This window comes from Haloarcula amylolytica JCM 13557 (assembly GCF_000336615.1).
GTDB classification, from domain to species: domain Archaea; phylum Halobacteriota; class Halobacteria; order Halobacteriales; family Haloarculaceae; genus Haloarcula; species Haloarcula amylolytica.
In genome coordinates this window covers 24,831-44,835 of sequence record NZ_AOLW01000015.1, presented here as the reverse complement: position 1 = coordinate 44,835, position 20,005 = coordinate 24,831, and the positions used below count along the sequence as shown (strand labels likewise).

The window sequence follows — 20,005 nt, the reverse complement described above, 5'->3', positions numbered from 1 at the left end:
TCGTGAAAACAGCGCCGCCGACTCACCGCTCGTGTGCCCAGAACTCCTCGTCGACGGTGACTTCTTTCTTGAACAGCGGCACCTCCTCCTTGAGACGGTTGATGCCGTCTTCGACAGCACGGAACGCCTCGCCCCGGTGGCCGGCCAGGATGACGACGAAGACGATGTCCTCGCCAGCGTCGACTACCCCGGTCTTGTGGTGCAGGCGAACCGCGTGGACGCCGTCCCGCGCTTCGAGGTCCCGCCGGAGCGCGACCATTTTCTCGGCAGCGACCTCGTCATAGCGCTCGAACTCCAGAAGCTCCGTCGGCTGGTCCTCCGGTCCCTCCCGTGCGCGGACGCGCCCGGTGAAGGTCGCAATCGCGCCGGAGTAGACCTCGTCCGGGTCCCGCTTTACGTCCGCCACGAGCGTCTCCAGCGTGATGTAGGGGTCCCGTTCCTCCATCGCCGCGACGATGTCGTCGAGATCGGCGTCCGCGCCGTGGGGTGCGCGATGCACGACGGGGTCGGCGACCTCGCGGTCGGCCAGAACGACCTTCGGGATGCTCGCGTCCGAATATCCCTCGACAAGTGCGTAGTCGTAATCGGGCGCGAGCGCGTCCAGCGTCTCATCGAGCGTTCGGGATTCGCCCGTCGCGTACCACTCGCCGTCGTCGGTAAGCGCGACCGTCTCGGCCGCGCCGGCGTCGCGGTGGCGAGCCGTGTCTTTCCCGTCCGTGTCGACGTCCGGGGGGTGCGTGCAGTGTTTGACCGTCGCGACACGTCCGGACCCGGAGAGCCGCTGGGTCAGCCGCTCGACCAGCGTGGTCTTCCCCGACTCGGAATGGCCGACGATACCGAGGACTTGCATGCACACCGGTAACAGGGCGACGTAGATAGACCTTTTTCATAGGAGCGGCGAAGGTGCCGCCGGTAGCTGCTCTTCACCGGTCGACGGTCTTCTCGACCACGCGGATGTCTTCGATGGCCGTCGCGGGGTACTCGCCGTCCTCGTCTTTCTCGTTTGCCTTCACCATGTCCCAGACGACGTTGAGGCCGGTCGTCACGCCCTCCAGCGCCTCCATCTCGCAGCCGGTCTTGCCGACCGTCTCGACGGCGACCATGATTTCGACGGCCTCGTCGCCGACGGTGAACTCGACTTCGACGTTCGTGATGGGAATCTGGTGGCACATCGGCACTGTCTCCCAGGTGTGTTTGACCGCCTGAATCGCGCCGATGCGGGCCGTCGTCAGCACGTCGCCTTTCTCCACCTCGTCGGCGTCGATGGCGGCGAGTGTGGACTCAGTGAGTCGAATCTGTCCGCGCGCGACCGCGCGGCGCTGGCTCTCGGCCTTGCCACCGACATCGACCATCTGTGCGTCCCCCTCCTCGTCGACGTGCGTGAACTCCTCGGGCATGCGTCCCTGTAGCCGACGCCGGCCCAAAACCGTGCGGGTCCGCGTTACCGACGGACGAGGCCGAGTAGGTGGCCCACCGCTGGCGCGACGAGTTTCTCCGCGCCCGTCCGAGCGGCGTTCTCGCTCCCGGGCAGACAGAACACCAGTCGGTCGTCGACAACGCCGGCGGTTGCCCGCGAGGCCATCGCCATCGGCCCGACTTCCTCGTAGGAGAGCCAGCGGAACAGCTCGCCGAAGCCGGGAATCGGCCGGTCGAACAGCGGTTCGATGGCGTCCACGGTCACGTCGTCGGGCGTGAGTCCGGTCCCGCCGGTCGTCAGGACGACGTCGACGCCGTCATCCAGCAGGTCGGCGACGGCGTCCTCGATAGCGTCCATCTCGTCCGCGACGAGGCGGCGCTCGACGATTTCGTGGCCCGCGTCTTCACAGGCCGCGGCGATGATATCGCCCGCCGGGTCGTCGTCCAGCGTTCGCGAGGTCGAGACCGTGAGGACCCCTATTTCAACCCCTTCGGCGTCGTGGGCGTGATGATCGTCGTAGTCGTGCTCCCCATGACTGTGGTCGTGGTCACTGTCATGGCCGTGCTCTCCGTGTTCGTGGCCCGCCTCGCTGGCTGCCTCGTCATGGTCGTGTCCCATACCCGAAACGACAGTCGGCGGAGAAATATACCCTCGGCTGTCTGGCCGGTGACCGGCGGTCGGACGGCGGCCCCGGCACCGCACCAAGCCAGGTCTGGGCTGAGAGGACAGCGGCTTACTCGTAGTACGGCAGGCGCTCGACGACCTCCGCGAAGGCCACGTTCTCGCGGACCTGCTCCATCTCGACGCGGAGGCGCTCCCCGACATCTGCGTCAGAGACGATGACGACGTACCCGCCGTCGATACGCGCGACGCCGTCGCCTTTGTCGCCGATGTTGTCGATTTCGACCACGCGCGTCTCACCCTCGGCAACGGGCGGGGACGACGGTGCGAACTCCGGTTCCCCGGTCGGCTCGTCGGACCGGGAATCGGACTGGGTCTCAGACTTGGATTGGGAATTGGACTGAGGCTCGGGCTCCGATTGGGAATTAGAGCGAGGCTCGGGACTGGAATGAGACTGTGGCTGGGGAGTGGGTGCCGCAGCCGCCGACTGGAACAGTGCGATCCGGTACAGCGTCCCGGGGGCCAGGGTTCCCAGTTCGACCTCTTGTTTCGGAATCTCGATCACGTACGAGTCGTGCTGCTCCTCGACGGAAGCCGTAAAGAGACAGTGAAGATCTGAATCGGTCGCCATTAGTATAATTGGTTCAGCTAGCACCGGAACTGCATTGATTCTGGTGTTTTCGATCCGCCGGGCCGACCGCTGCTGGAAGGGGTGACAGACAGGCTGTGCACGCCCGCTATCGAGCGATCCGTCGGGCAGAACTCGGGGTTACTCGAACTCGAACAGCCGACGGAGCTCACGCTCGATGGCGTCGGTGAACGCCGACAGCACTGTGTCGAACGTCGCTTCGTCGCCCGGCAGAGACTGTGCACGCGCCGCAGTGTCGTCGGGCAGCCGGATGCTGAACGCCCCGTCCCCCTCGTACACCGGCTCGCTCTCGCTGAGAATCTGCCGGTCGATCCCGCGAAGGACCTCGGAATCGTACTGCCCGTGTAGCTCCTGGTACGCGTTCGAATACGCCGTTTCGAGCTCCTCGAAGTAGTGGACGTACTTCTCGTCGAACTTCTCGGCGTCGAACTCGGTCATAGATGCAGTGTCGCCGGGGCGAGGGTAAAGGGTTCCGTGCCTCAGAGATGGATTTCCCAGCCGAAACGGCTGCAGCGTCAGTCGGCATCAATGCGGTCGGATTCGGGCTCCGCCGGTCGAGGGTCTATCGGCCACGACCGGACGCCGCTTACCACTCCCCCGTGCCTCCGATTTCACCGTCGAATCGAGTGAAAAACTCGTCCATGAATTCCCGACGAGTCCGACCGAGACGGCGGCCGGGGTGGGTGTACAGCATATCTAGGCGTTCTCGGGCCCATTCCCGAAGCAGCGTGATATCCGGATGATCCGACGATTCGAGGTCAGTATCTGACGTGTCATCGATGACAGCGTATTTCTTACCCGTCCGCCCAGATCGCTCGCCGACGATACAGGCCAGTCGGACGAGTCCGCGTGCCCCGGCAGCGTCCAGTTTGTCCGCATCGAAGAGGAGTTTCGCCTCCAGCGTTCTCGGCTCCGGAGAACTCGCGCGGATACTGTGTGCTCGGATACAGTGTTTGACACGGTCGATTCGGTCGGGTTCCACGTCTTCAGCCGCGAGTAGCTGTGCGGCTTCCGCCGTGGCCCATTCGTCGTGGTCATCGATTTCACCGGCCCGCTCCCGGGGCCGACCAATATCGTGGAGCCACGCCGACGCGGCAAGGACATCCCGGTCGACCGAGCCGTCGCAGTGGCCCGCGAGCCGAAGCGCGACGTCTCGGACTCGCTTGGCGTGAAACTGGTCGTGCGCTGGGAGGGCGTCTTCGTAGTACGGGACCGACAGTGTTCGAGCGAGGGGACCAAGTTCCTGTGTCATTGGCGGCGGTGGCACCTCGCGTGCCGGCTGGAATAACTGCTGTGAAATGCCTCTGTATCGCTGACATGAAGCGGAGCGGTCCCACTCAGCGGGAGTCAAGCAGGTCGGCGAGGAGTTTCCGCTGGGCGGCGGCGAGATGTTCGGTGAACGTCGAGGTGGAGATGTCAAGCGCTTCGGCCACGTCGCCGGCAGTCGCATCGCGCGGATGCTCGAAGTACCCCATCTGGTGGGCCTGGCTCAGCACCTCGCGCTGGCGATTGGTCAGTTTCGCGCGGTCGAGCACGACCGGCTGATCCGTCTCCGTGGACGTGTCTTCGAGTAGCCGCCGTAGTTTGACAGTCTCGCCTTCCGACTGGAGGTCGGCAACGATATCCCGCAGAGTCGGCATATCGTCGACGAGAAACGTGACAACGATGGATTCGGTATCCGCCGTGAACTTCTGGACGACACAGCCGGCCGCTTCGATACGTTCACAGACACAACCCTGTTCGGCCGCCCGGGACACCTGGAAGACGTGTCGCTGGTCGTAAGCGAAGACATGGTCCACATTCGGGAGTTCGCTCTGTAGCGCTCCCGGGTGGTCATCACCGCCCTTGAGCGTGAACTCTTCGAGGACGCGGTCGGCATCACCATTCGTTGCGCTCCGAGAGACCGACGACACTGACCACTCCTCGTCAGCGTGTGGCTGTACTTGACAGGACCGAGGACCGAACACTTCGACCTCGGCGAGCATTCGGCCCGACATACACGGTAGATGTGCCGGCTTCCATAAGAAAGGGCAGGCGAACATGTTCGTATAAAAAACCGCCATATAATGGGCCTAAGATGTCGGGCTGGCAGTTCATCCGGGTTCTGGGACAAACCCCGAACACAGCGACACAGCGCAGCCGTTCGAATCGCTGGCGAACCGAGATAACACAAGATTATGAGACGCAACACGATACTCATCGGTCTGTTGATAACAGCGGTGTTGCTGCCGATGTGGTACGTCGCCTTGCACGGCGAGCCACCGTCGGAAGAAATCGCTATCGACGAGAGCGTCAGCGACATCCGGCCGCTCGAAAGCCCAGTAGAGACGCCGAACAAGCTGTCACCGAGCCAGGTCGGTGTCGTCGTCTGGGTCGCCCTGTTCGGTCTCGTGGGCGTGTTGACGGCCGCCCACCAGTTCATGAACAGGGCGGTCCGGCCGCCTGACGACGCCGAGCCGGTCACCGACGGCGGGACCGTCTCGCTGCCGTGGCTCAACACGGAGCACCGCTGGGTTGTCGAGTACCACGACGCCTCGGACGCCATAGAGGGACTCGTCGCCATGAGCGGGCTGACAGTCCTGTCTATCGTCTTCGCGGCGCTGTTCACCGGCGAGTACCTCACGCTCGCCCGCACCCAGTACTTCGGGCTGTACGCGACCGGGATGTTCCTCTCGCTCGCGCTCTCGACGGTCGCGTACTACGCCTGGTTCATGCCACACGTCGAAGTCGCCGAAATCAGGGGGCACGAATGATAGACTATCCGAAACCCGATGACGACGACGAGGAACAGGGCGACGACTGCTCGTGTGACGGGGCCACCGGTACATCTCCCACACTGTATGGGGACGCCCGCGCGGAACTCCGCCGCCGGGACTTCGCGAAGTTCCTCGCGACCGTCGGCGGCCTGACCGCCGTCGCCAGCCTCACCGCGCCGCTTGCCAGCACCACGCAGGTGTTCGAGCGGGGATACAACGGGCCGGTGTACTCCGACGGCATCCACCTCGTCGACAGCGAAGGCGAGCGCATCACGGAGAGCCGGCTCTCCGAGGGCGAGCACATGACCGTCTTTCCGGAGCCCCGACCCGGCATCGAGGACGCACCGACGCTGCTGGTGCGCTACGCCGAGTCCGACTACGGCAGCGACATCTCAGAGGGGTTCACCGTCAACGGCTACGCCGCCTTCTCGAAGGTGTGTACCCACGCCGGCTGTATGGTATCGGACCGGGAGGAGGACCTGGTCGTCTGTCCCTGCCACTTCGGGAAGTTCAACGTTCTGGAAGGGGCGGCGGTCAGCGGCGGCCCGCCGGGGCGACCGCTCCCACAGCTTCCGATTACGGTGACAAGCGACGGATTCCTCGTCGCCACCGGGGACTTTGAGGGGCCAGTCGGTCCCGGAGGTGGATAATGTCCCGCGCCAAAGCCGTCTACGACTGGTTCGACACCCGCCTCGACCTGGAGAACGGCCAGACGTTCCTGGGCAAGGCGTTCCCGGCCGAGGACTCGTTCCTGCTGGGCGAGGTGGCGCTGTTCTGTTTCCTCCTCCTGATCCTGTCGGGGGTCTTCCTCGGGTTCTTCTTCGAGCCCTCGACCTCCGACGTGGAGTACGACGGCAGCGTCCAGAAGTTCCAGGGCGAGGAGATGCCCGAAGCGTTCGTCTCGGTGTTGCACATCACCTACGACGTGCCATTCGGGATGTTCATCCGCCGGCTCCATCACTGGGCGGCCCACCTCTTCGTCGCCTCGATAGGGTTGCACATGTTACGGGTGTTTTTCACCGGTGCGTACCGCAACCCGCGGGAGCCGAACTGGATCGTCGGCACCGGTCTGGCGGCCCTCTCGATGGGCGCGGCCTACACCGGCTACGCCCTGCCGTTCGACGAGTTCGCCGCCACAGCCACGAGCATCGGCTACAACCTCACGATATCAATACCATTGGCAGGTGATTTCCTCGGCCAGGTGGTGTTCGGGGGTGAGTTCCCCTCGTCCGCCACGATTCCGCGGCTGTACTTCCTGCACGTCCTCGTGATACCGGCGGCCATCGCCGTGGGCCTGGCCGTCCACATGGCCATCCTCATCAGGCAGAAACACACCGAAGCCCCGCGGGACGGTGACGTGACGGCCGGCCGCCAGACTGTCGACGAGGACGACGACGACATCATCATCGGCCTGCCCGCGTTCCCGAACCAGGCTGCGGTGTCGGCAGTCGTGTTCTTCGTCACTGCGGCGACGCTATCGGCGCTTGCGGGCCTGCTCCCGGTCCACAACGTCGCCGAGTACGGCCCGAACGACCCCGCGGCCACGCCGGCGCTCATCATGCCGGACTGGTTCCTGATGTGGGTGTACGGCTTCCTGAAGCTCCTGCCACAGATCAGCTTCAACATCGGCCCGGCCCACATCAACGGGGAGTTCGTCGGCGGCATCGTCCTCCCGGGGCTGGTGTTTGCCGCGGTCGCCCTCTGGCCGTTCATCGACCGGACGGAGCCCACACACTTCACCGCGGACCCGCTGGACCGGGCCTGGCAGACCGGTGTGGGCGTGGCCGCCGTCGCGTTCATCATGATCGCCTCGATTGCGGGGATGAACAACATCCTCGCGGACCAGGTGCTCGGAACGACGACGAACGTGGTCAACCCCATCCTGACGGCCGCGTTGCTCGTCGTCCCGCCCGTCTTCGGCGGCATCACGTACCTGCTGTTGCGCGACGGCGAGCCCGCGCCATCACAGGAGGGCGACGTAGCCGCGGACGGCGGTGCAGTAGACGAGAGAACGGCTAGCACCGAATCGGAGGAGAACGGATGACTGCGAGCATCAAACTGACTGCGCGGCAGTATCGCCTGCTGGATACGACGAGCAAGCTGGTCGGCCTCGTGCTGGTCGCCGCCGGCCTCGAAGTCGGCGGCAGCACGCCGACCGGCATCGCGCTGGCTATCGTCGGGGCTGCCTGCGCGACTGCGACAGTGTTCATCACCAATGAGTAGAAACGACCTGACCGACGACGAAACGGACAGTGCGGGAATCAGTCGCCGCGACTTCGTGCGCGGTCTCGGAGCCGCGTCGCTGCTTGGCGCGACGGGGCTGTCCTTCGCCGACGACGGCATGGACGGCCTCGAAGCGGTGGACGATCCCATCGGGTCGTATCCGTATCGGGACTGGGAGGACCTCTACCGCGACGAGTGGGACTGGGACTCCGTCGCCCGCTCGACCCACAGCGTCAACTGCACCGGTTCGTGCTCGTGGAACGTCTACGTCAAGGACGGCCAGGTCTGGCGCGAGGAACAGGCCGGCGACTACCCGACGTTCGACGAGAGCCTTCCGGACCCGAACCCGCGCGGGTGTCAGAAGGGGGCCTGCTACACGGACTACGTCAACGCGGACCAGCGCGTGCTCCACCCGCTCCGCCGCACGGGCGACCGCGGCGAGGGCCAGTGGGAACGGATTAGCTGGGACGAGGCACTGACCGAAATCGCCGACCACGTCATCGACGAGGTGCAGGCGGGCCGGTACGACGCGATTTCGGGATTCACGCCCATCCCGGCAATGTCACCGGTTTCCTTCGCCAGCGGGAGCCGGCTCGTCAATCTGCTGGGCGGTGTCTCGCACAGCTTCTATGACTGGTACTCGGACCTGCCGCCGGGCCAGCCGATTACGTGGGGCACCCAGACGGACAACGCCGAATCCGCCGACTGGCACAACTCGGACTACATCATCGCCTGGGGGTCGAACATCAACGTCACGCGCATCCCCGACGCGAAGTACTTCCTCGACGCCGGCTACGAGGGCGCAAAGCGAGTCGGCATCTTCACCGACTACTCCCAGACGGCCATCCACACCGACGAGTGGCTCTCGCCCCACGGCGGCAGCGACACCGCGCTCGCGCTGGGGATGGCCCAGACCATCGTCGACGAGGGACTGCACGACGAGGAACACCTCAAAGAGCAGACCGACATGCCGCTGCTCGTTCGGGAGGACACCGGGAAATTCCTCCGGGCCAGCGAGGTCGGCCTCGCCGAGGACGCCGACGACCCGGACAAGGTGTTCGTCATGGTCGACGCCGACGGCACCCTCCGTCGTGCGCCTGGCTCGCTGGGTGAGCGGGACGGACAGAAAGATTACTCCGCAAGTATCGAACTCGACTTCGACCCGCAACTGTCGGTCGAGCGCAGCGTCGACACCGACGAGGGCAGCGTCGCAGTCCGGTCGGTCTGGGAGAACCTCACCGACGAACTCAGTCAGTACACGCCGGAAGTCGTCCACGAGGAGACCGGCGTCGGTACGAACACCTACCAGCGGGTCGCCCGCGAGTTCGCCGAAGCCGACGCCGCCAAAATCATCCACGGCAAGGGCGTCAACGACTGGTACCACAACGACCTGGGCAACCGCGCCATCCAGTTGCTCGTGACGCTGACGGGGAACCTCGGCGACCCCGGCACCGGACTGGACCACTACGTGGGCCAGGAGAAAATCTGGTCGTTCCACGGCTGGAAGGTGCTCTCGTTCCCGACCGGGAACGTCCGCGGCGTCCCGACGACGCTGTGGACCTACTTCCATGCCGGCATCCTCGACAACACGGACCCGGACACCGCCGAGAAGATACGCGAGTCCATCGACAAGGGGTGGATGCCGGTCTACCCCGAGGAGCGCGAGGACGGGAACCGACCGGACCCGTCCACGATGTTCGTCTGGCGCGGGAACTACTTCAATCAGGCCAAGGGCAACGTCGCCCTCGAAGAACAGCTCTGGCCCAAACTCGACCTCGTCGTCGACATCAACTTCCGGATGGACTCGACGGCGATGTACTCAGACATCGTCCTGCCGGCGGCCAGCCACTACGAGAAGTACGACCTCTCGGAGACGGACATGCACACCTACGTGCATCCGTTCACGCCAGCTGTCGAGCCGCTCGGCGAGGCCAAGACCGACTGGGAGATATTCCGCCTGATCGCGGAGAAAATACAGGAGCGCGCCCAGGAGCGCGATGTCGAGCCCATCGAGGACCGGAAGTTCGACCGGACCATCGACCTCACGACCATCTACGACGACTACGTCCGCGACTGGGAGACCGGCGAGGAAGGAGGGCTCGTCGAAGACAGAGCCGCGGCGGAGTTCATCCTCGAACACTCCGAGGAGACCAACCCCGAGGGCAGCGACGAGCAGATAACCTTCGACGACATCGACGAGCAGCCACAGCGGTTCCTCACCGCCGGCGACCACTGGAGTTCGGACATCAAGGACGGCGAGGCGTACGTCCCGTGGCAGGACTACGTCCACGACAAGAACCCCTGGCCGACCTTCACCGGCCGCCAGCAGTACTACATTGACCACGACTGGTACCTCGAACTCGGCGAGGAACTCCCGACCCACAAGGAGGGGCCCGAAAACACCGGCGGCGACTACCCGCTGTCGTACAACACGCCCCACGGTCGGTGGTCCATCCACTCGACGTGGCGCGACGACACCAAGATGCTCAGGCTCCAGCGCGGCGAGCCCGTAGTGTATCTGAACCCCGAGGACGCCGAAGAGCGCGGCATCGAGGACGGCGACACCGTGGAGGTGTACAACGACCTCGGGAGCGTCGAGGTGCAGGCGAAGATCTACCCCTCCAGCGAACCGGGGACGATCCGCCACTTCTTCTCCTGGGAGAAGTTCCAGTACCCCGACCGGGACAACTTCAACACGCTCGTCCCGATGTACATGAAGCCGACCCAGCTGGTCCAGTACCCGGAAGACACCGGGGAACACCTGTACTTCTTCCCGAACTACTGGGGGCCGACCGGGGTCAACAGCGACGTGCGCGTCGATGTCCGACCGAGCGGAGGTGACACCGAATGAGTACCGACCAACAGGACGATCAGGGCGAGGAGGACACGCTGGTCAACGTCGCCGACGGCGTCGACCACCAGGTCGCGATGGTGATGGACCTGAACAAGTGCATCGGCTGCCAGACGTGTACCATCGCCTGCAAGAACCTCTGGACGGAGGACGGCGGCAGCGAGTACATGTACTGGAACAACGTCGAGACCAAGCCCGGCGAGGGCTACCCGCGGGGCTGGGAGGACTCCGGCGGCGGCTGGGAGTCGAGCGAGCACTCGGACCGCTCGCCCGGCGAGATTCCCGACGAAGAGGACTACGGCCGCGCCTGGGAGTTCAACCACGAGGAGATCATGTACGAGGGCAGCGACGAGCCGCTGCGGCCCCGCGAGGGCGCGGAGTGGGGGCCGAACTGGGACGAGGACCAGGGGGCCGGCGAGTACCCCAACAGCTACTACTTCTACCTCCCGCGCATCTGCAACCACTGCACCCACCCCTCCTGCGTCGAAGCCTGCCCGCGCTCGGCGCTGTACAAGCGCCAGGAGGACGGCATCGTCCTCGTCGACCAGGACCGCTGCCGGGGCTACCGCTACTGCGTCGAGGGGTGTCCGTACAAGAAGGTGTACTACAACACTGTCTCGAAGAAATCCGAGAAGTGCATCTTCTGTTACCCCCGCATCGAAGGGGAAGGCCCCGATGGGGAGACGTTCGCCCCGGCCTGTGCTGAGGAGTGCCCGCCACAGCTCCGCTTGGTCGGCTTCCTCGACGACGAGGAGGGACCGATTCACAAGCTCGTCAACGAGTACGAAGTGGCCCTGCCGCTCCATCCGGAGTTCCGCACGCAGCCCAACGTCTACTACATCCCGCCCTTCGCCCCCGGCCAGCACACGGAGGACGGGGAGACGGTCGACATCGACCGGATTCCCCGGCAGTACCTCCGGAACCTGTTCGGCGACGGCGTCGACGAGGCGCTCGACACTATCGACGCCCACCGACAACGTGTTCGACAGGGTGGCGACAGCGAACTGATGGAACTGCTGCAGGACAAAAACCCGGCCAAACAGTACCGACTGGAGGTGTTCGACGATGAGTGAGCACCGCGAACGAACGTCGAGCTCGGAAGACCTGCGGTCTTCCGGCGTTCGAACGAGCGAGCGTAGTGAGCGAGTTCGAATCCGCTGGCGAATACGCCAGCGGTGTTTGACGATGGGTAGCGAGCCGCTACGCGGCTCGGAAACGCGAGCGGGCGATGCCCGCGAGCGGTCCCAGTTGGCCGCCCCTGAGCGTGCTCAGGGGGTGGTCAACGATGACTGACCACCGACGCACGCTCATACTCACGGCGGTGCTGGCGGGGCTCATCGTCGTCTCGACGGTGGCCGCGCCGATGGTGAGCGCCCGGCCAGCACACGAGATTCCGGTTTCGGAGGTATCGACGGCCGACCTCGCCGAACCGAGTGCCGACGGCTGGGCGGAGGTCCCGGCCTCGGACGTGCCGCTTTCGAGCGCCCCGAGTAGCGTCCCGAACGCTGATGACACGTCAATCGAGACGGTCGACGTCCAGGCCGTCCGGACCGACGAACGGCTGTACGTCCGCCTGGAGTGGCACGACGCGACCCGGGACATGAACGCCAGCGCCACGCGGGAGTTCGCCGACGCGGTCGCGGTCCAGTTCCCGGCGAACACGAGTTCTCGGCCGCCGATAGCGATGGGCGGCCCGGACAACCGCGTCAACGTCTGGTACTGGAGTGGATCGACCGGGACGCAAGAACTGCTGGCCGGCGGCGCTGGCTCGACCACGCCGTTCGAGAACCCGACCGTCCAGGCGAACGCGAGTCACAGCGGCACCGGCGGCAACGCCACCTGGACGGTGGTGTACTCGCGCCAGCTTGACGCGCCGAGCGAGAACCGGACCGACCTGCGGACCGACGGCGACCTCGACGTGGCCTTCGCCGTCTGGAACGGCTCTAACGGCGAGCGGTCCGGCCAGAAGGCGGTCAGCGAGTGGCACTACTACCCGTTCAGCGGCGGCCCGCAAGGACCGCCCTACGAGACGCTGCTGTGGACCCTCGCCGGCATCGCCATCGTCGCCGTCGTCGGCGTCACCAGCTTCGGCATCTACCGCACGCGGGGGGCCGAGTAATGGCGACCACGCCAACCGACCCGATGGACGACCTCGACGAGGACGCCGCTGCTCGCGGCGCGGTGTACGCGACGCTCGCCAAAGCGTTCGAGTACCCCGAGGAGTCGTTCCACAGCGCGGCGGCCGACGGGACGCTGGAAGCCGATTTGCGAGCGTGTCTCGACCGGACGGGCCTTGACGTACCCGTCCCGTCGCTGACCACCGACGACGACTACGAGACGCTCGCGGCCCGCTACAACGACATCTTCGAACTCGGCTACAGCGAGTACACGGACCGGACCGACGGCTCACTCGAAGCAGAGGGGCCGCCGGTCCCGCTGTACGAGTCCAAATACCGCCCGGACCACTCCTGGAACGACGTGAACCTCGACCTCTCGCGGGCCTACAGCCACTACGGCCTGGAAATCGACCAGGACGAGCGGGACAACCACGACGCGCTGACCTACGAACTGGAGTTCGCGGGCTACCTGGCCCGCCGTGAAGCCGCCGTCGGCGAGGACGCCGCAATCGCTCGGCTGGACTTCCACGACCGCCACCTCGGCCATGCGGCCGCGGGCGTCGCGGACCGACTGGCAGACGAGCCCGGGACCGACATCTACGGCGGCTTCGGCGAACTGCTGGAGGCGTTCGTCCGCGCCGACCGCAACGACCTCGCGGAACGGTTGGAGGACCAGCGATGACGGCGGCGCTACAGCAACGAGTCAGACCGCTGCTGCACGGCGGGAGCCACTCGCTGGCGAACCTGGCAGTCGGCGCTGCGGCCGTCGCGGTCGCCGCCCGGTACTTCGCCGTCCTGTTCGTCAACGCACCGGGGTACGCGGGCCTCCCGGTCTCGCCTGGCCTGGCGACAGGGGTGTCCACGGCCGTCGTCGCCGCCGCGGCTATCGCCGTCGCCGTCACCGACGCCGACCCGCTCACCGGCATCGGCCTGCTGTTCGTCGGCGTGTTCGGCCTGCTGTCGCTGCTCAGTAGCGCAGCGGCGCTCCCGGCGGCCGCCGCCGTCGTCCTCGGAACGGCGACCGTCGCCGCCGTCGCGGGACGCCATCTGGACCTCGTCTCGGCCGCCGCAGTCGCCCTGCTCGTCGCGGCGCTGAGTATCGGGCTGGCCAGCGGCGTCGGCGGCTGGACGGGCCTCCGACCGGCGGCCTCGACCGTGGCGCTGCTCGGGATCGCGTCGATGCCGGCGTTCGCCGCGACGGACTGGCGCTCGCTGTCGACGGCGGACTGGGGCGCAGTAATCGGGGGACTGGCCGCCTTCACCGTCGTCTTTGCCGTCGGTCGCGCCGTCCCGTTCGTCACCGGCGCGGTCACGCTCACCGGGACCGGCGTCGTCGGGACGAGCCTGCCGGTCGTCGCGCTGGCGGTCGCCGGTGCGGTGACGGCGGCCAGCGCGGCCAGCCGAACGCGGCGATGGCCGCTGCTCGCCGGCGTCGCGCTGGTCGCGTTCGCGGGCGTCCCGGCGTCGATCCCGCGTGCGCTCCCGTTCGCGCTCGGCATCGCCGTCCTCACTGCACAGGAGGGCCAGCGATGACGGGCTGTCACGACGACGACGAGTTCGAGAAGCACCTCGAAGAGGACCCGGACCCGCAACTGGACCCCGAGCGCAGTCCGGGCCTGCACACCGACATCGAAGCGCTCGAAGACATCGAAGTATCCCGCGAGGACGTGACCATCGGCGAGGCGACGCCCGAAGAGCTGGCCGCCAGCGACACCGAGCCCGTCGAGGGCGACGCGGTGGCGTCGCTGCTGTCCGACATCGAACACGGGGAAAAGACCGACCGCCGCCGCGCCGCCCTCGAACTCAAAGACCGCGCGTCCACCGACGAAATCGTGGCGGCGCTGGCCCGCGCTGCGACGACCGACGACGACAGCGACGTGCGCCAGTTCGCCGTCGAGGCGCTGACGGCCCACGGCGGCGAGCGGGCCGCAGCGGTAGCAGTGGAACTGCTTTCCGACCCCGACCCGTGGGTCCGGGCGGAGGCCGTCGTCACGCTCGACAACGTCGACCGCGAGGCCCACGAGGACGATATCGCGGCCGCAATCGACGACGATCACCACGCGGTCCGGCGCAACGCGGCCATCTCGCTGTTCAAGCTTCGCGGTGAGGAAATGGCCGACCTGCTGTTAGAACAGAGCCGCGACGACAGCGAGCGGGTCCGCGAATGGGCCGCCCACATGCTCGGCGGCGTCGACGAGGACCGCGCCCGCGAGCGACTGCGCGAACTCACCGACGACCCGGCCACCGTGGTCCGCCAGACCGCCGAGCGGTCCCTCGACGTGGACCCCGGACGGTTCCGGCGGCAGTTCGGCGGTGCGCTGGAGAACGACGCCCGACTGCTGCCCGGCGAAGACAGACTCAATCGGATGCCCGACCTCTGACGATGACTGACGGAACGCCCACCACACTGACCGACCGCATCGAAGCCGCACTGCGAGACGTGCGCGATCCGAACGCCGACCTCTCCGTGTTCGACGCGGGCTTCGTCGAGAACATCGACGCGGCCGACGGTGAGGTGACTATCGAGGCCGACCTGACCGCGCTGGACGGCGGGACGAGTACCCAGGTCGTCCAGGCGATGCTCCACGCGGTCGACGACGTGGACGGCGTCGACAGCGTCCACGTCGAACGGACGACGCCAACGAGCGAGGGCCAGGCCGGCGTCGAGTCCTTCGACCACGTCGTGGCCGTCGCCAGCGCGAAGGGCGGCGTCGGCAAGTCGACGGTGGCCACGCATCTCGCCTGTGCGCTGGCCGCCGACAACGACGTGGCGCTGTTCGACGCCGACATCCACGGGCCGAACGTCCCCGAACTGCTGGAGGTGAGCGGCCCGGTCCACTCCAGCGAGGAGGGCGACCCGCTCCCCGTCCGAGCGGGCGACATAGACGTGATGAGCGTCGGCCTGATGGAGAGCGGCGCGCCGCTGGCCTGGCGCGGGGCGATGGCCCACGACGCGCTCGACGACCTCTTCGAGAACACCGCCTGGCGCAACGACGAGGTACTGGTGCTTGACCTGCCACCGGGGACGGGCGACGTGGTGCTGACGACGCTGCAGGAGGTCCCCGTCGACGGCGTGGTCGTCGTGACGACGCCGTTTCACGCCAGCGTCAGCGACACCAGCCGGACGGTCGAACTGTTCCGCGACAACGACGTGCCGGTGCTCGGCACCGTCGTCAACATGGCGGAGTACGTCTGTGACTGCTGTGGCGAACCGAACGACCTGTTCACTGGTGACGCGCTTTCGGACCTCGATGCCGACGTGCTGGCCGAACTCCCGTTCTCGCACGACCTGCAGGAAACGCCAGCGCCCGGCGACGTGCCCAGCGCGGTCAGCGATTTGGGGGATGCCGTGGAATCGGCCCTCGACACAGCCGGTGAGGTGGGCGTCGATCCGACCGCCGATATCCGGGGCCTGCCGCCACAGGAACGCAAGGATCTGGTTCGAGAGCAGTTCACCGCACTGGACAGCGACGAGTCGTTCGTCCTCGTCAGCGACCGCGACCCGACGCCAGTCGGGCAGTTCCTGGGCCGACTCGCCGAGGCTCCACGAGACGCTTTCGACCCGTTCGAGGTCCGCCGAGCGACACCGTCCGTCTGGGTACTGGAGACGGTCAAGCCGTGAGTACGGTCGCTGGCAGTCGACAGTGACAGCAAGTCCCACGCCTCACGGACAGGACTAAAGGCATAATTGTCCGCACCCGTAGTAGTAGCATAATGACCGCGAAACTCGTGACAGCGGGTCGACTCGCCCGGGGTCGCTCACGCGCCGTGCCCCAGCGGGCCGGAGGGGTAACGTGACCGACCCGTTTGCGGTGATGAACGCTATCGGGCTGGTCGGGTTCGCGTTCGTCGGCGCGGCGAAGGCTGTCGAGGAGCGCTACGACGTATTCGGCGTCACGGTCGTCGGCGTGATGACGGCGCTGGGTGGCGGGACGACGCGGGACCTGCTGTTGAACCGCGTTCCGAACTCCCTGCAGTCGCCCGGCGAAGTCACCCTGTCGCTCCTCGGCGTCGCCGCGGCCGTTTTGCTCGTGCATTTCCTCGACGACGGCCACCAGCATCCGGTCGTCCTGACGGCCGACGCCATCGGGCTGGCGGCGTTCACGACCACCGGAGCGCTGCTGGGCCATCAGGCCGGCCTCCCGGTGTTTGCCGTCGTCGCGCTGGCGACGGTCAACGCGGCCGGCGGCGGCGCGATATCGGACCTACTGCTGGGCCGGACGCCGTTCATCCTCCGCGAGGACTTCTACGCGTCCTGTGCCGTCATCGGCGGCCTCGCCTTCTGGGCGCTGGCACAGCTAGGCGTGGCGGCCGGTGTGGCATCGGCCGGATGCGCGCTCGCGGTGCTGTTGGCCCGAGGGCTGGGCATCGGCCGCGGGTGGTCGCTCCCGACGGTCCAGGCGTGGGAACGACGCGACGCACAGTAGGACCGCGCCGCCGCTCCGGGTTCTCGTCTGTCATGCCCCGCTCTCCTGCATCCGCTGGGCTTCGTCGCTGTGACCGACTGTGCGACCGCTGCGGGAGCTGTCTCTCGTACTCGTCGCGATACTGGTCGCTGACGGCGCACACGACTCTGGGGGCGTATTGTCCGCGAAGATGGGTGAGGAGACAGTCGGCCGCCGCGACGAACCCGATCAGTGCCCCGCAGGTCCGCTATTGCCCGAGCATCTCCCGGGTCGTGGCTGCCAGTGACGCGTAGAACGCTTCGCGCGTCTCTGCCTCGACGTGGCCGAGGAACTCGTCAGCCCACGCATCAAGATGCTCCGCACGGAACTGGGCAAGCCGTTCGTCGAGACCCGCTTCTGCCAGATAGGCGGCGAACTCCAGTTCGGTCGCAATGTGGTCCGGGAGGTCCGGATGGTCAGCCGCAGGCTGGACGCCGAACTCCCGGTACCAGCGCACGACAGCCATCGTAGCTGGTCCCTTGACCGGGCCGAGTTCGTCCGGGTCGTCGCCGTCGCGATAGACGCTCTCGTAGGGTGGACACGGTGGCCCTTCCGGCCCGATAAACAGCCGGGTGTACTCGGCGCTGAGACGGCGAAGGTCAACCGAGCCAACGTCGCCGACTACCGGGACCAGTTCGCCGGTCTCGACGGCTTCGACCAGCTGTTCGGTCGGTTCCCGCCAGCATTCGGCGAGGACGGCGTAGGTCGCCGCGACATCCGAGCGGAATCCGTCGCTGTCTGTGCCGCGCTCGGCTGCTCGCTCACGCTTGGCGGGAGCGTCAGTCTGTCTGTTCATTGTCGCTCCTGTCGACCGCCGTCAGTCGCGTACGACTCCGGTCTCTCGACTCGCTGAATCGGCACGTATTTCAGGCCGAGCGTGACGATGAGTGCGCCGAAGGCGACGATACCGAGGGTGACAGCCACTTCGACCAGCGTCGGGGTGTAGGCCCCCGCAGTCGCCCAGATGTCTGTCGTGATGCCGGCATACTCCCCACCGGTCGAGATACCCGGTGGGAGGGCGATGTTAGCGACTTCGTATCCCGTGAACACCAGCCGGATCCCCTCGAACATCGTGCCGAAGACCGCGAGGAGGCTCGCGGTGAAGATGACCGACACGCGCTTCCGAAGCGATGGAATCATCAGCATGACGAGCGGGACTGCCCCGCCGACGACGGTCCAGAGCCAGAAGTAGACGGACTCGCCGATGAGGAAGCTGCTGGTGATGGCCCAGAACTCGAAGTGGTTCGCCCAGGCGTGGGGCAGTCGCTCGGCCGCGAGCAAGTACACTACGTGAAGCGCGAGGAAAATGCCGAGTATCTTCCCGAGACTCGTGAGTTCCTCGCGGTCGACCTCGTAGTTCGTGAGCCGGTCTGCGAGTACCGACACGACCAGCAACAGTCCGAGCCCGGAGACGAGCGCCTTGGCGATGAACACCGGTGCGACGAGGGGACTGAACCAGTCGCCCCGACCGATCTGCGTCGCGAAAATCCACCCGGTCACCGAGTGGAGTGCGACCGCGGTCGGGAGAGCGAGTGCTGCGGTCCAGAACATGAGCGTGCGGTCACGCTCGCGCCCAGCGTCGGTATCAGCAACGCCCAGTGCGAGTCGCGACCCGCGGGCGGCCAGATCGCGGCGGGTCAGCAGCCATAGATACCAGAGGTTTAGCACGCCATAGAGGATGACGATACCGAAGTCCCACACCATCGGCGAGCGGAAGTCCGGCGAGGTGAAAAACTGGTAGAGTCGCTCGGGCCGACCGATGTCCGGGAGGATGAGCAGACCCGCGACGGTGATACAGGCGAGACTGACCAGCACGCCGAGCCGTGCGAACCCCTCGTAGCGGTGTGAATGGAAGAACTTCGGTGCACTGGAGATGATGAGTCCCCCGGCAGACAGCCCGACGAACAGGACGAACATCATGATGTACAGTCCCCACGAGAAGACGTTGCGCATCCCCGTGGCGACAAGCCCAGTGGTGAGTTGGTAGCCCCAGGCTGCCAGTCCAGCGACCATGATGGCCGCGAGCAGACCGAGCCACAGCTTTCCTTTCGTCCCGAAGGCCGGAATCGCGATCCGTGACGAGTCAGCGGCCATCAGTCATCACCTCCGGACCCCACTGCCGGGACGTGTGGATCTGCATCACTCTCGATGGAGTGGTGGCTGCCACCCGAGTCGCCACTGTCGCTTCCGTCGGCGTCAGACGGCACGTCCTCGGCTCCATCGGACCACGGAGAAACATCGTCGAGTTCGCTCTCCATTTTATCCGACGTCTGCGGCCGACCGGGACTCATCTCGCCGCTGATGTAGTGCGTCTTCGGGTCCGTCCCGCGGTCTTCGAGGAGCTGGTCCGTCTCGTACTCGTTGATGTACTTCGAGACGGTACTCCCCTCGTCGTCGAGGTCGCCGAAGATGCGTGCGTCGGCCGGGCAGTTGACGACACAGGCCGGGTCGAGTCCCTCGTCGACGCGGTGGCTACAGAACGTACACTTCTCGACGACGCCCTGTGGCCGGGCGGCAACGTCGCCCGTCCCCTCCTCGGGCATCTGCTCGGGTTCGTCCCAGTTGAACACCCGTGCGTTGTACGGGCAGGCGGCCATACAGTAGCGACAGCCGATGCACTTGTCGTAGTCGATTTCGACGATCCCGTCGTCCCGGGTGTACGTCGCGTTGACCGGACAGACCTTCACACAGGGCGCGTTTTCGCAGTGTTGGCACGCCGTCGGCTGGTACTCCATGTCCAGCGAGCCACTGCCGCCGTCTTCGGGATAGCCACCGGACGGGGTGTCAATCTTGTCGCCGCCCTCCGTCAGGACGCGGTTCCAGAACTGCCCCATCGGGACGTTGTTCTCCTGTTTACACGACACTGCGCATGCCTGACAGCCGATACACCGCTCCTGGTCGATTACTAGGCCGTAGTTCGTCATTG

General features: G+C 66.2%; 23 protein-coding genes. 13 read left to right on the top strand and 10 right to left on the bottom strand.

All coding sequences use genetic code 11. From position 1 onward, the window contains the following. Positions 1 to 22 precede the first annotated feature (22 nt). The 7 genes from C442_RS06230 to C442_RS06200 form a co-directional block, all read right to left on the bottom strand. Positions 23 to 850 (bottom strand): molybdopterin synthase, encoded by an 828-nt coding sequence (locus C442_RS06230; RefSeq protein WP_008308797.1) that lies wholly within the window; start codon positions 848 to 850, stop codon positions 23 to 25. 73 nt (positions 851 to 923) lie between these two features. Further along, the gene (gene moaC / locus C442_RS06225) at positions 924 to 1,397 is read right to left on the bottom strand and encodes a cyclic pyranopterin monophosphate synthase MoaC (RefSeq protein ID WP_008308796.1); all 474 of its coding nucleotides are present in this window, start codon (positions 1,395 to 1,397) and stop codon (positions 924 to 926) included. Between the two features lie 44 nt (positions 1,398 to 1,441). After that, positions 1,442 to 2,035 (bottom strand): MogA/MoaB family molybdenum cofactor biosynthesis protein, encoded by a 594-nt coding sequence (locus C442_RS06220; RefSeq protein ID WP_008308795.1) that lies wholly within the window; start codon positions 2,033 to 2,035, stop codon positions 1,442 to 1,444. Between the two features lie 115 nt (positions 2,036 to 2,150). Then, positions 2,151 to 2,669 (bottom strand): TRAM domain-containing protein, encoded by a 519-nt coding sequence (locus tag C442_RS06215; RefSeq protein WP_008308794.1) that lies wholly within the window; start codon positions 2,667 to 2,669, stop codon positions 2,151 to 2,153. A 138-nt stretch (positions 2,670 to 2,807) separates the two neighbouring features. Then, entirely contained in the window at positions 2,808 to 3,125 is a 318-nt protein-coding gene (locus tag C442_RS06210) for a DUF5783 family protein (protein ID WP_008308793.1), read from the bottom strand. A gap of 148 nt (positions 3,126 to 3,273) precedes the next feature. Then, a complete protein-coding gene (locus C442_RS06205; RefSeq protein ID WP_008308792.1) occupies positions 3,274 to 3,939 on the bottom strand; it encodes an HD domain-containing protein in 666 nt (221 codons plus the stop codon). Positions 3,940 to 4,024: 85 nt separating this feature from the next. Next, positions 4,025 to 4,684 carry a helix-turn-helix domain-containing protein gene (locus C442_RS06200; protein WP_049942873.1) on the bottom strand — a complete coding sequence of 220 codons (660 nt, stop codon included), beginning with the start codon at positions 4,682 to 4,684 and terminating at the stop codon, positions 4,025 to 4,027. 180 nt (positions 4,685 to 4,864) lie between these two features. On the opposite strand from C442_RS06200, the gene C442_RS06195 reads away from it, so the two are divergent. The 13 genes from C442_RS06195 (at position 4,865) to C442_RS06140 (ending at position 17,061) form a co-directional block, all read left to right on the top strand. Continuing rightward, positions 4,865 to 5,440, top strand: a complete 576-nt coding sequence (locus tag C442_RS06195) for a hypothetical protein (protein WP_007190101.1) — start codon at positions 4,865 to 4,867, stop codon at positions 5,438 to 5,440. Beyond that, positions 5,437 to 6,093 (top strand): QcrA and Rieske domain-containing protein, encoded by a 657-nt coding sequence (locus tag C442_RS06190; RefSeq protein ID WP_008308784.1) that lies wholly within the window; start codon positions 5,437 to 5,439, stop codon positions 6,091 to 6,093. The genes C442_RS06195 and C442_RS06190 overlap by 4 nt, the downstream gene beginning before the upstream one ends. Continuing rightward, positions 6,093 to 7,487, top strand: coding sequence for a cytochrome b (locus tag C442_RS06185; protein WP_008308782.1), 1,395 nt, complete (start codon positions 6,093 to 6,095; stop codon positions 7,485 to 7,487). Before C442_RS06190 ends, C442_RS06185 begins: the two co-directional genes overlap by 1 nt. Next, positions 7,484 to 7,666 (top strand): hypothetical protein, encoded by a 183-nt coding sequence (locus C442_RS06180; protein WP_008308780.1) that lies wholly within the window; start codon positions 7,484 to 7,486, stop codon positions 7,664 to 7,666. The genes C442_RS06185 and C442_RS06180 overlap by 4 nt, the downstream gene beginning before the upstream one ends. Next, complete coding sequence (locus tag C442_RS06175; RefSeq protein WP_008308778.1) at positions 7,659 to 10,517, top strand: nitrate reductase subunit alpha; 2,859 nt, start codon at positions 7,659 to 7,661, stop codon at positions 10,515 to 10,517. The genes C442_RS06180 and C442_RS06175 overlap by 8 nt, the downstream gene beginning before the upstream one ends. Continuing rightward, positions 10,514 to 11,590: a nitrate reductase subunit beta gene (gene narH / locus C442_RS06170; RefSeq protein WP_008308776.1), complete on the top strand. Its 1,077-nt coding sequence runs from the start codon at positions 10,514 to 10,516 to the stop codon at positions 11,588 to 11,590. The genes C442_RS06175 and narH overlap by 4 nt, the downstream gene beginning before the upstream one ends. Continuing rightward, entirely contained in the window at positions 11,583 to 11,810 is a 228-nt protein-coding gene (locus C442_RS21485; protein ID WP_152418447.1) for a hypothetical protein, read from the top strand. Before narH ends, C442_RS21485 begins: the two co-directional genes overlap by 8 nt. Further along, positions 11,803 to 12,636, top strand: a complete 834-nt coding sequence (locus tag C442_RS06165; protein ID WP_008308773.1) for an ethylbenzene dehydrogenase-related protein — start codon at positions 11,803 to 11,805, stop codon at positions 12,634 to 12,636. The genes C442_RS21485 and C442_RS06165 overlap by 8 nt, the downstream gene beginning before the upstream one ends. Beyond that, positions 12,636 to 13,316, top strand: coding sequence for a molecular chaperone TorD family protein (locus C442_RS06160; RefSeq protein WP_008308772.1), 681 nt, complete (start codon positions 12,636 to 12,638; stop codon positions 13,314 to 13,316). The genes C442_RS06165 and C442_RS06160 overlap by 1 nt, the downstream gene beginning before the upstream one ends. Further along, positions 13,313 to 14,167, top strand: a complete 855-nt coding sequence (locus tag C442_RS06155) for a hypothetical protein (protein WP_008308770.1) — start codon at positions 13,313 to 13,315, stop codon at positions 14,165 to 14,167. The genes C442_RS06160 and C442_RS06155 overlap by 4 nt, the downstream gene beginning before the upstream one ends. Next, positions 14,164 to 15,015, top strand: a complete 852-nt coding sequence (locus C442_RS06150) for a HEAT repeat domain-containing protein (protein ID WP_008308769.1) — start codon at positions 14,164 to 14,166, stop codon at positions 15,013 to 15,015. Before C442_RS06155 ends, C442_RS06150 begins: the two co-directional genes overlap by 4 nt. A 2-nt stretch (positions 15,016 to 15,017) precedes the next feature. Then, positions 15,018 to 16,256, top strand: coding sequence for a P-loop NTPase (locus C442_RS06145; RefSeq protein WP_008308768.1), 1,239 nt, complete (start codon positions 15,018 to 15,020; stop codon positions 16,254 to 16,256). Positions 16,257 to 16,449: 193 nt separating this feature from the next. Beyond that, a complete protein-coding gene (locus tag C442_RS06140) occupies positions 16,450 to 17,061 on the top strand; it encodes a trimeric intracellular cation channel family protein (protein ID WP_008308767.1) in 612 nt (203 codons plus the stop codon). Between the two features lie 226 nt (positions 17,062 to 17,287). On the opposite strand, the gene C442_RS06135 is transcribed toward C442_RS06140, so the two are convergent. From C442_RS06135 to dsrO, 3 genes are read right to left on the bottom strand one after another with little or no spacing between them, the layout of a single operon-like run. Then, positions 17,288 to 17,875 (bottom strand): TorD/DmsD family molecular chaperone, encoded by a 588-nt coding sequence (locus tag C442_RS06135; RefSeq protein ID WP_008308766.1) that lies wholly within the window; start codon positions 17,873 to 17,875, stop codon positions 17,288 to 17,290. Continuing rightward, the gene (gene nrfD, locus C442_RS06130) at positions 17,872 to 19,173 is read right to left on the bottom strand and encodes an NrfD/PsrC family molybdoenzyme membrane anchor subunit (RefSeq protein ID WP_008308765.1); all 1,302 of its coding nucleotides are present in this window, start codon (positions 19,171 to 19,173) and stop codon (positions 17,872 to 17,874) included. Before nrfD ends, C442_RS06135 begins: the two co-directional genes overlap by 4 nt. Next, positions 19,173 to 20,003 carry a sulfate reduction electron transfer complex DsrMKJOP subunit DsrO gene (gene dsrO / locus C442_RS06125; protein WP_008308764.1) on the bottom strand — a complete coding sequence of 277 codons (831 nt, stop codon included), beginning with the start codon at positions 20,001 to 20,003 and terminating at the stop codon, positions 19,173 to 19,175. The genes nrfD and dsrO overlap by 1 nt, the downstream gene beginning before the upstream one ends. Between the last annotated feature and the right edge of the window lie 2 nt (positions 20,004 to 20,005).

What these genes read in the sequence shown, in the direction of transcription:
- C442_RS06190 (WP_008308784.1), top strand. Translation starts at nt 5,437, where the DNA reads ATGATAGACTATCCGAAACCCGATGACGACGACGAGGAACAGGGCGAC.
- C442_RS06200 (WP_049942873.1), bottom strand. Translation starts at nt 4,684, where the DNA reads ATGTCGGGCCGAATGCTCGCCGAGGTCGAAGTGTTCGGTCCTCGGTCC.
- narH (WP_008308776.1), top strand. Translation starts at nt 10,514, where the DNA reads ATGAGTACCGACCAACAGGACGATCAGGGCGAGGAGGACACGCTGGTC.
- C442_RS06150 (WP_008308769.1), top strand. Translation starts at nt 14,164, where the DNA reads ATGACGGGCTGTCACGACGACGACGAGTTCGAGAAGCACCTCGAAGAG.
- nrfD (WP_008308765.1), bottom strand. Translation starts at nt 19,173, where the DNA reads ATGGCCGCTGACTCGTCACGGATCGCGATTCCGGCCTTCGGGACGAAA.
- C442_RS06230 (WP_008308797.1), bottom strand. Translation starts at nt 850, where the DNA reads ATGCAAGTCCTCGGTATCGTCGGCCATTCCGAGTCGGGGAAGACCACG.
- C442_RS06160 (WP_008308772.1), top strand. Translation starts at nt 12,636, where the DNA reads ATGGCGACCACGCCAACCGACCCGATGGACGACCTCGACGAGGACGCC.
- C442_RS06180 (WP_008308780.1), top strand. Translation starts at nt 7,484, where the DNA reads ATGACTGCGAGCATCAAACTGACTGCGCGGCAGTATCGCCTGCTGGAT.
- C442_RS06205 (WP_008308792.1), bottom strand. Translation starts at nt 3,939, where the DNA reads ATGACACAGGAACTTGGTCCCCTCGCTCGAACACTGTCGGTCCCGTAC.
- C442_RS06210 (WP_008308793.1), bottom strand. Translation starts at nt 3,125, where the DNA reads ATGACCGAGTTCGACGCCGAGAAGTTCGACGAGAAGTACGTCCACTAC.
- C442_RS06135 (WP_008308766.1), bottom strand. Translation starts at nt 17,875, where the DNA reads ATGAACAGACAGACTGACGCTCCCGCCAAGCGTGAGCGAGCAGCCGAG.
- C442_RS21485 (WP_152418447.1), top strand. Translation starts at nt 11,583, where the DNA reads ATGAGTGAGCACCGCGAACGAACGTCGAGCTCGGAAGACCTGCGGTCT.
- C442_RS06185 (WP_008308782.1), top strand. Translation starts at nt 6,093, where the DNA reads ATGTCCCGCGCCAAAGCCGTCTACGACTGGTTCGACACCCGCCTCGAC.
- C442_RS06145 (WP_008308768.1), top strand. Translation starts at nt 15,018, where the DNA reads ATGACTGACGGAACGCCCACCACACTGACCGACCGCATCGAAGCCGCA.
- C442_RS06165 (WP_008308773.1), top strand. Translation starts at nt 11,803, where the DNA reads ATGACTGACCACCGACGCACGCTCATACTCACGGCGGTGCTGGCGGGG.
- C442_RS06220 (WP_008308795.1), bottom strand. Translation starts at nt 2,035, where the DNA reads ATGGGACACGACCATGACGAGGCAGCCAGCGAGGCGGGCCACGAACAC.
- moaC (WP_008308796.1), bottom strand. Translation starts at nt 1,397, where the DNA reads ATGCCCGAGGAGTTCACGCACGTCGACGAGGAGGGGGACGCACAGATG.
- C442_RS06215 (WP_008308794.1), bottom strand. Translation starts at nt 2,669, where the DNA reads ATGGCGACCGATTCAGATCTTCACTGTCTCTTTACGGCTTCCGTCGAG.
- dsrO (WP_008308764.1), bottom strand. Translation starts at nt 20,003, where the DNA reads ATGACGAACTACGGCCTAGTAATCGACCAGGAGCGGTGTATCGGCTGT.
- C442_RS06155 (WP_008308770.1), top strand. Translation starts at nt 13,313, where the DNA reads ATGACGGCGGCGCTACAGCAACGAGTCAGACCGCTGCTGCACGGCGGG.
- C442_RS06140 (WP_008308767.1), top strand. Translation starts at nt 16,450, where the DNA reads ATGAACGCTATCGGGCTGGTCGGGTTCGCGTTCGTCGGCGCGGCGAAG.
- C442_RS06195 (WP_007190101.1), top strand. Translation starts at nt 4,865, where the DNA reads ATGAGACGCAACACGATACTCATCGGTCTGTTGATAACAGCGGTGTTG.
- C442_RS06175 (WP_008308778.1), top strand. Translation starts at nt 7,659, where the DNA reads ATGAGTAGAAACGACCTGACCGACGACGAAACGGACAGTGCGGGAATC.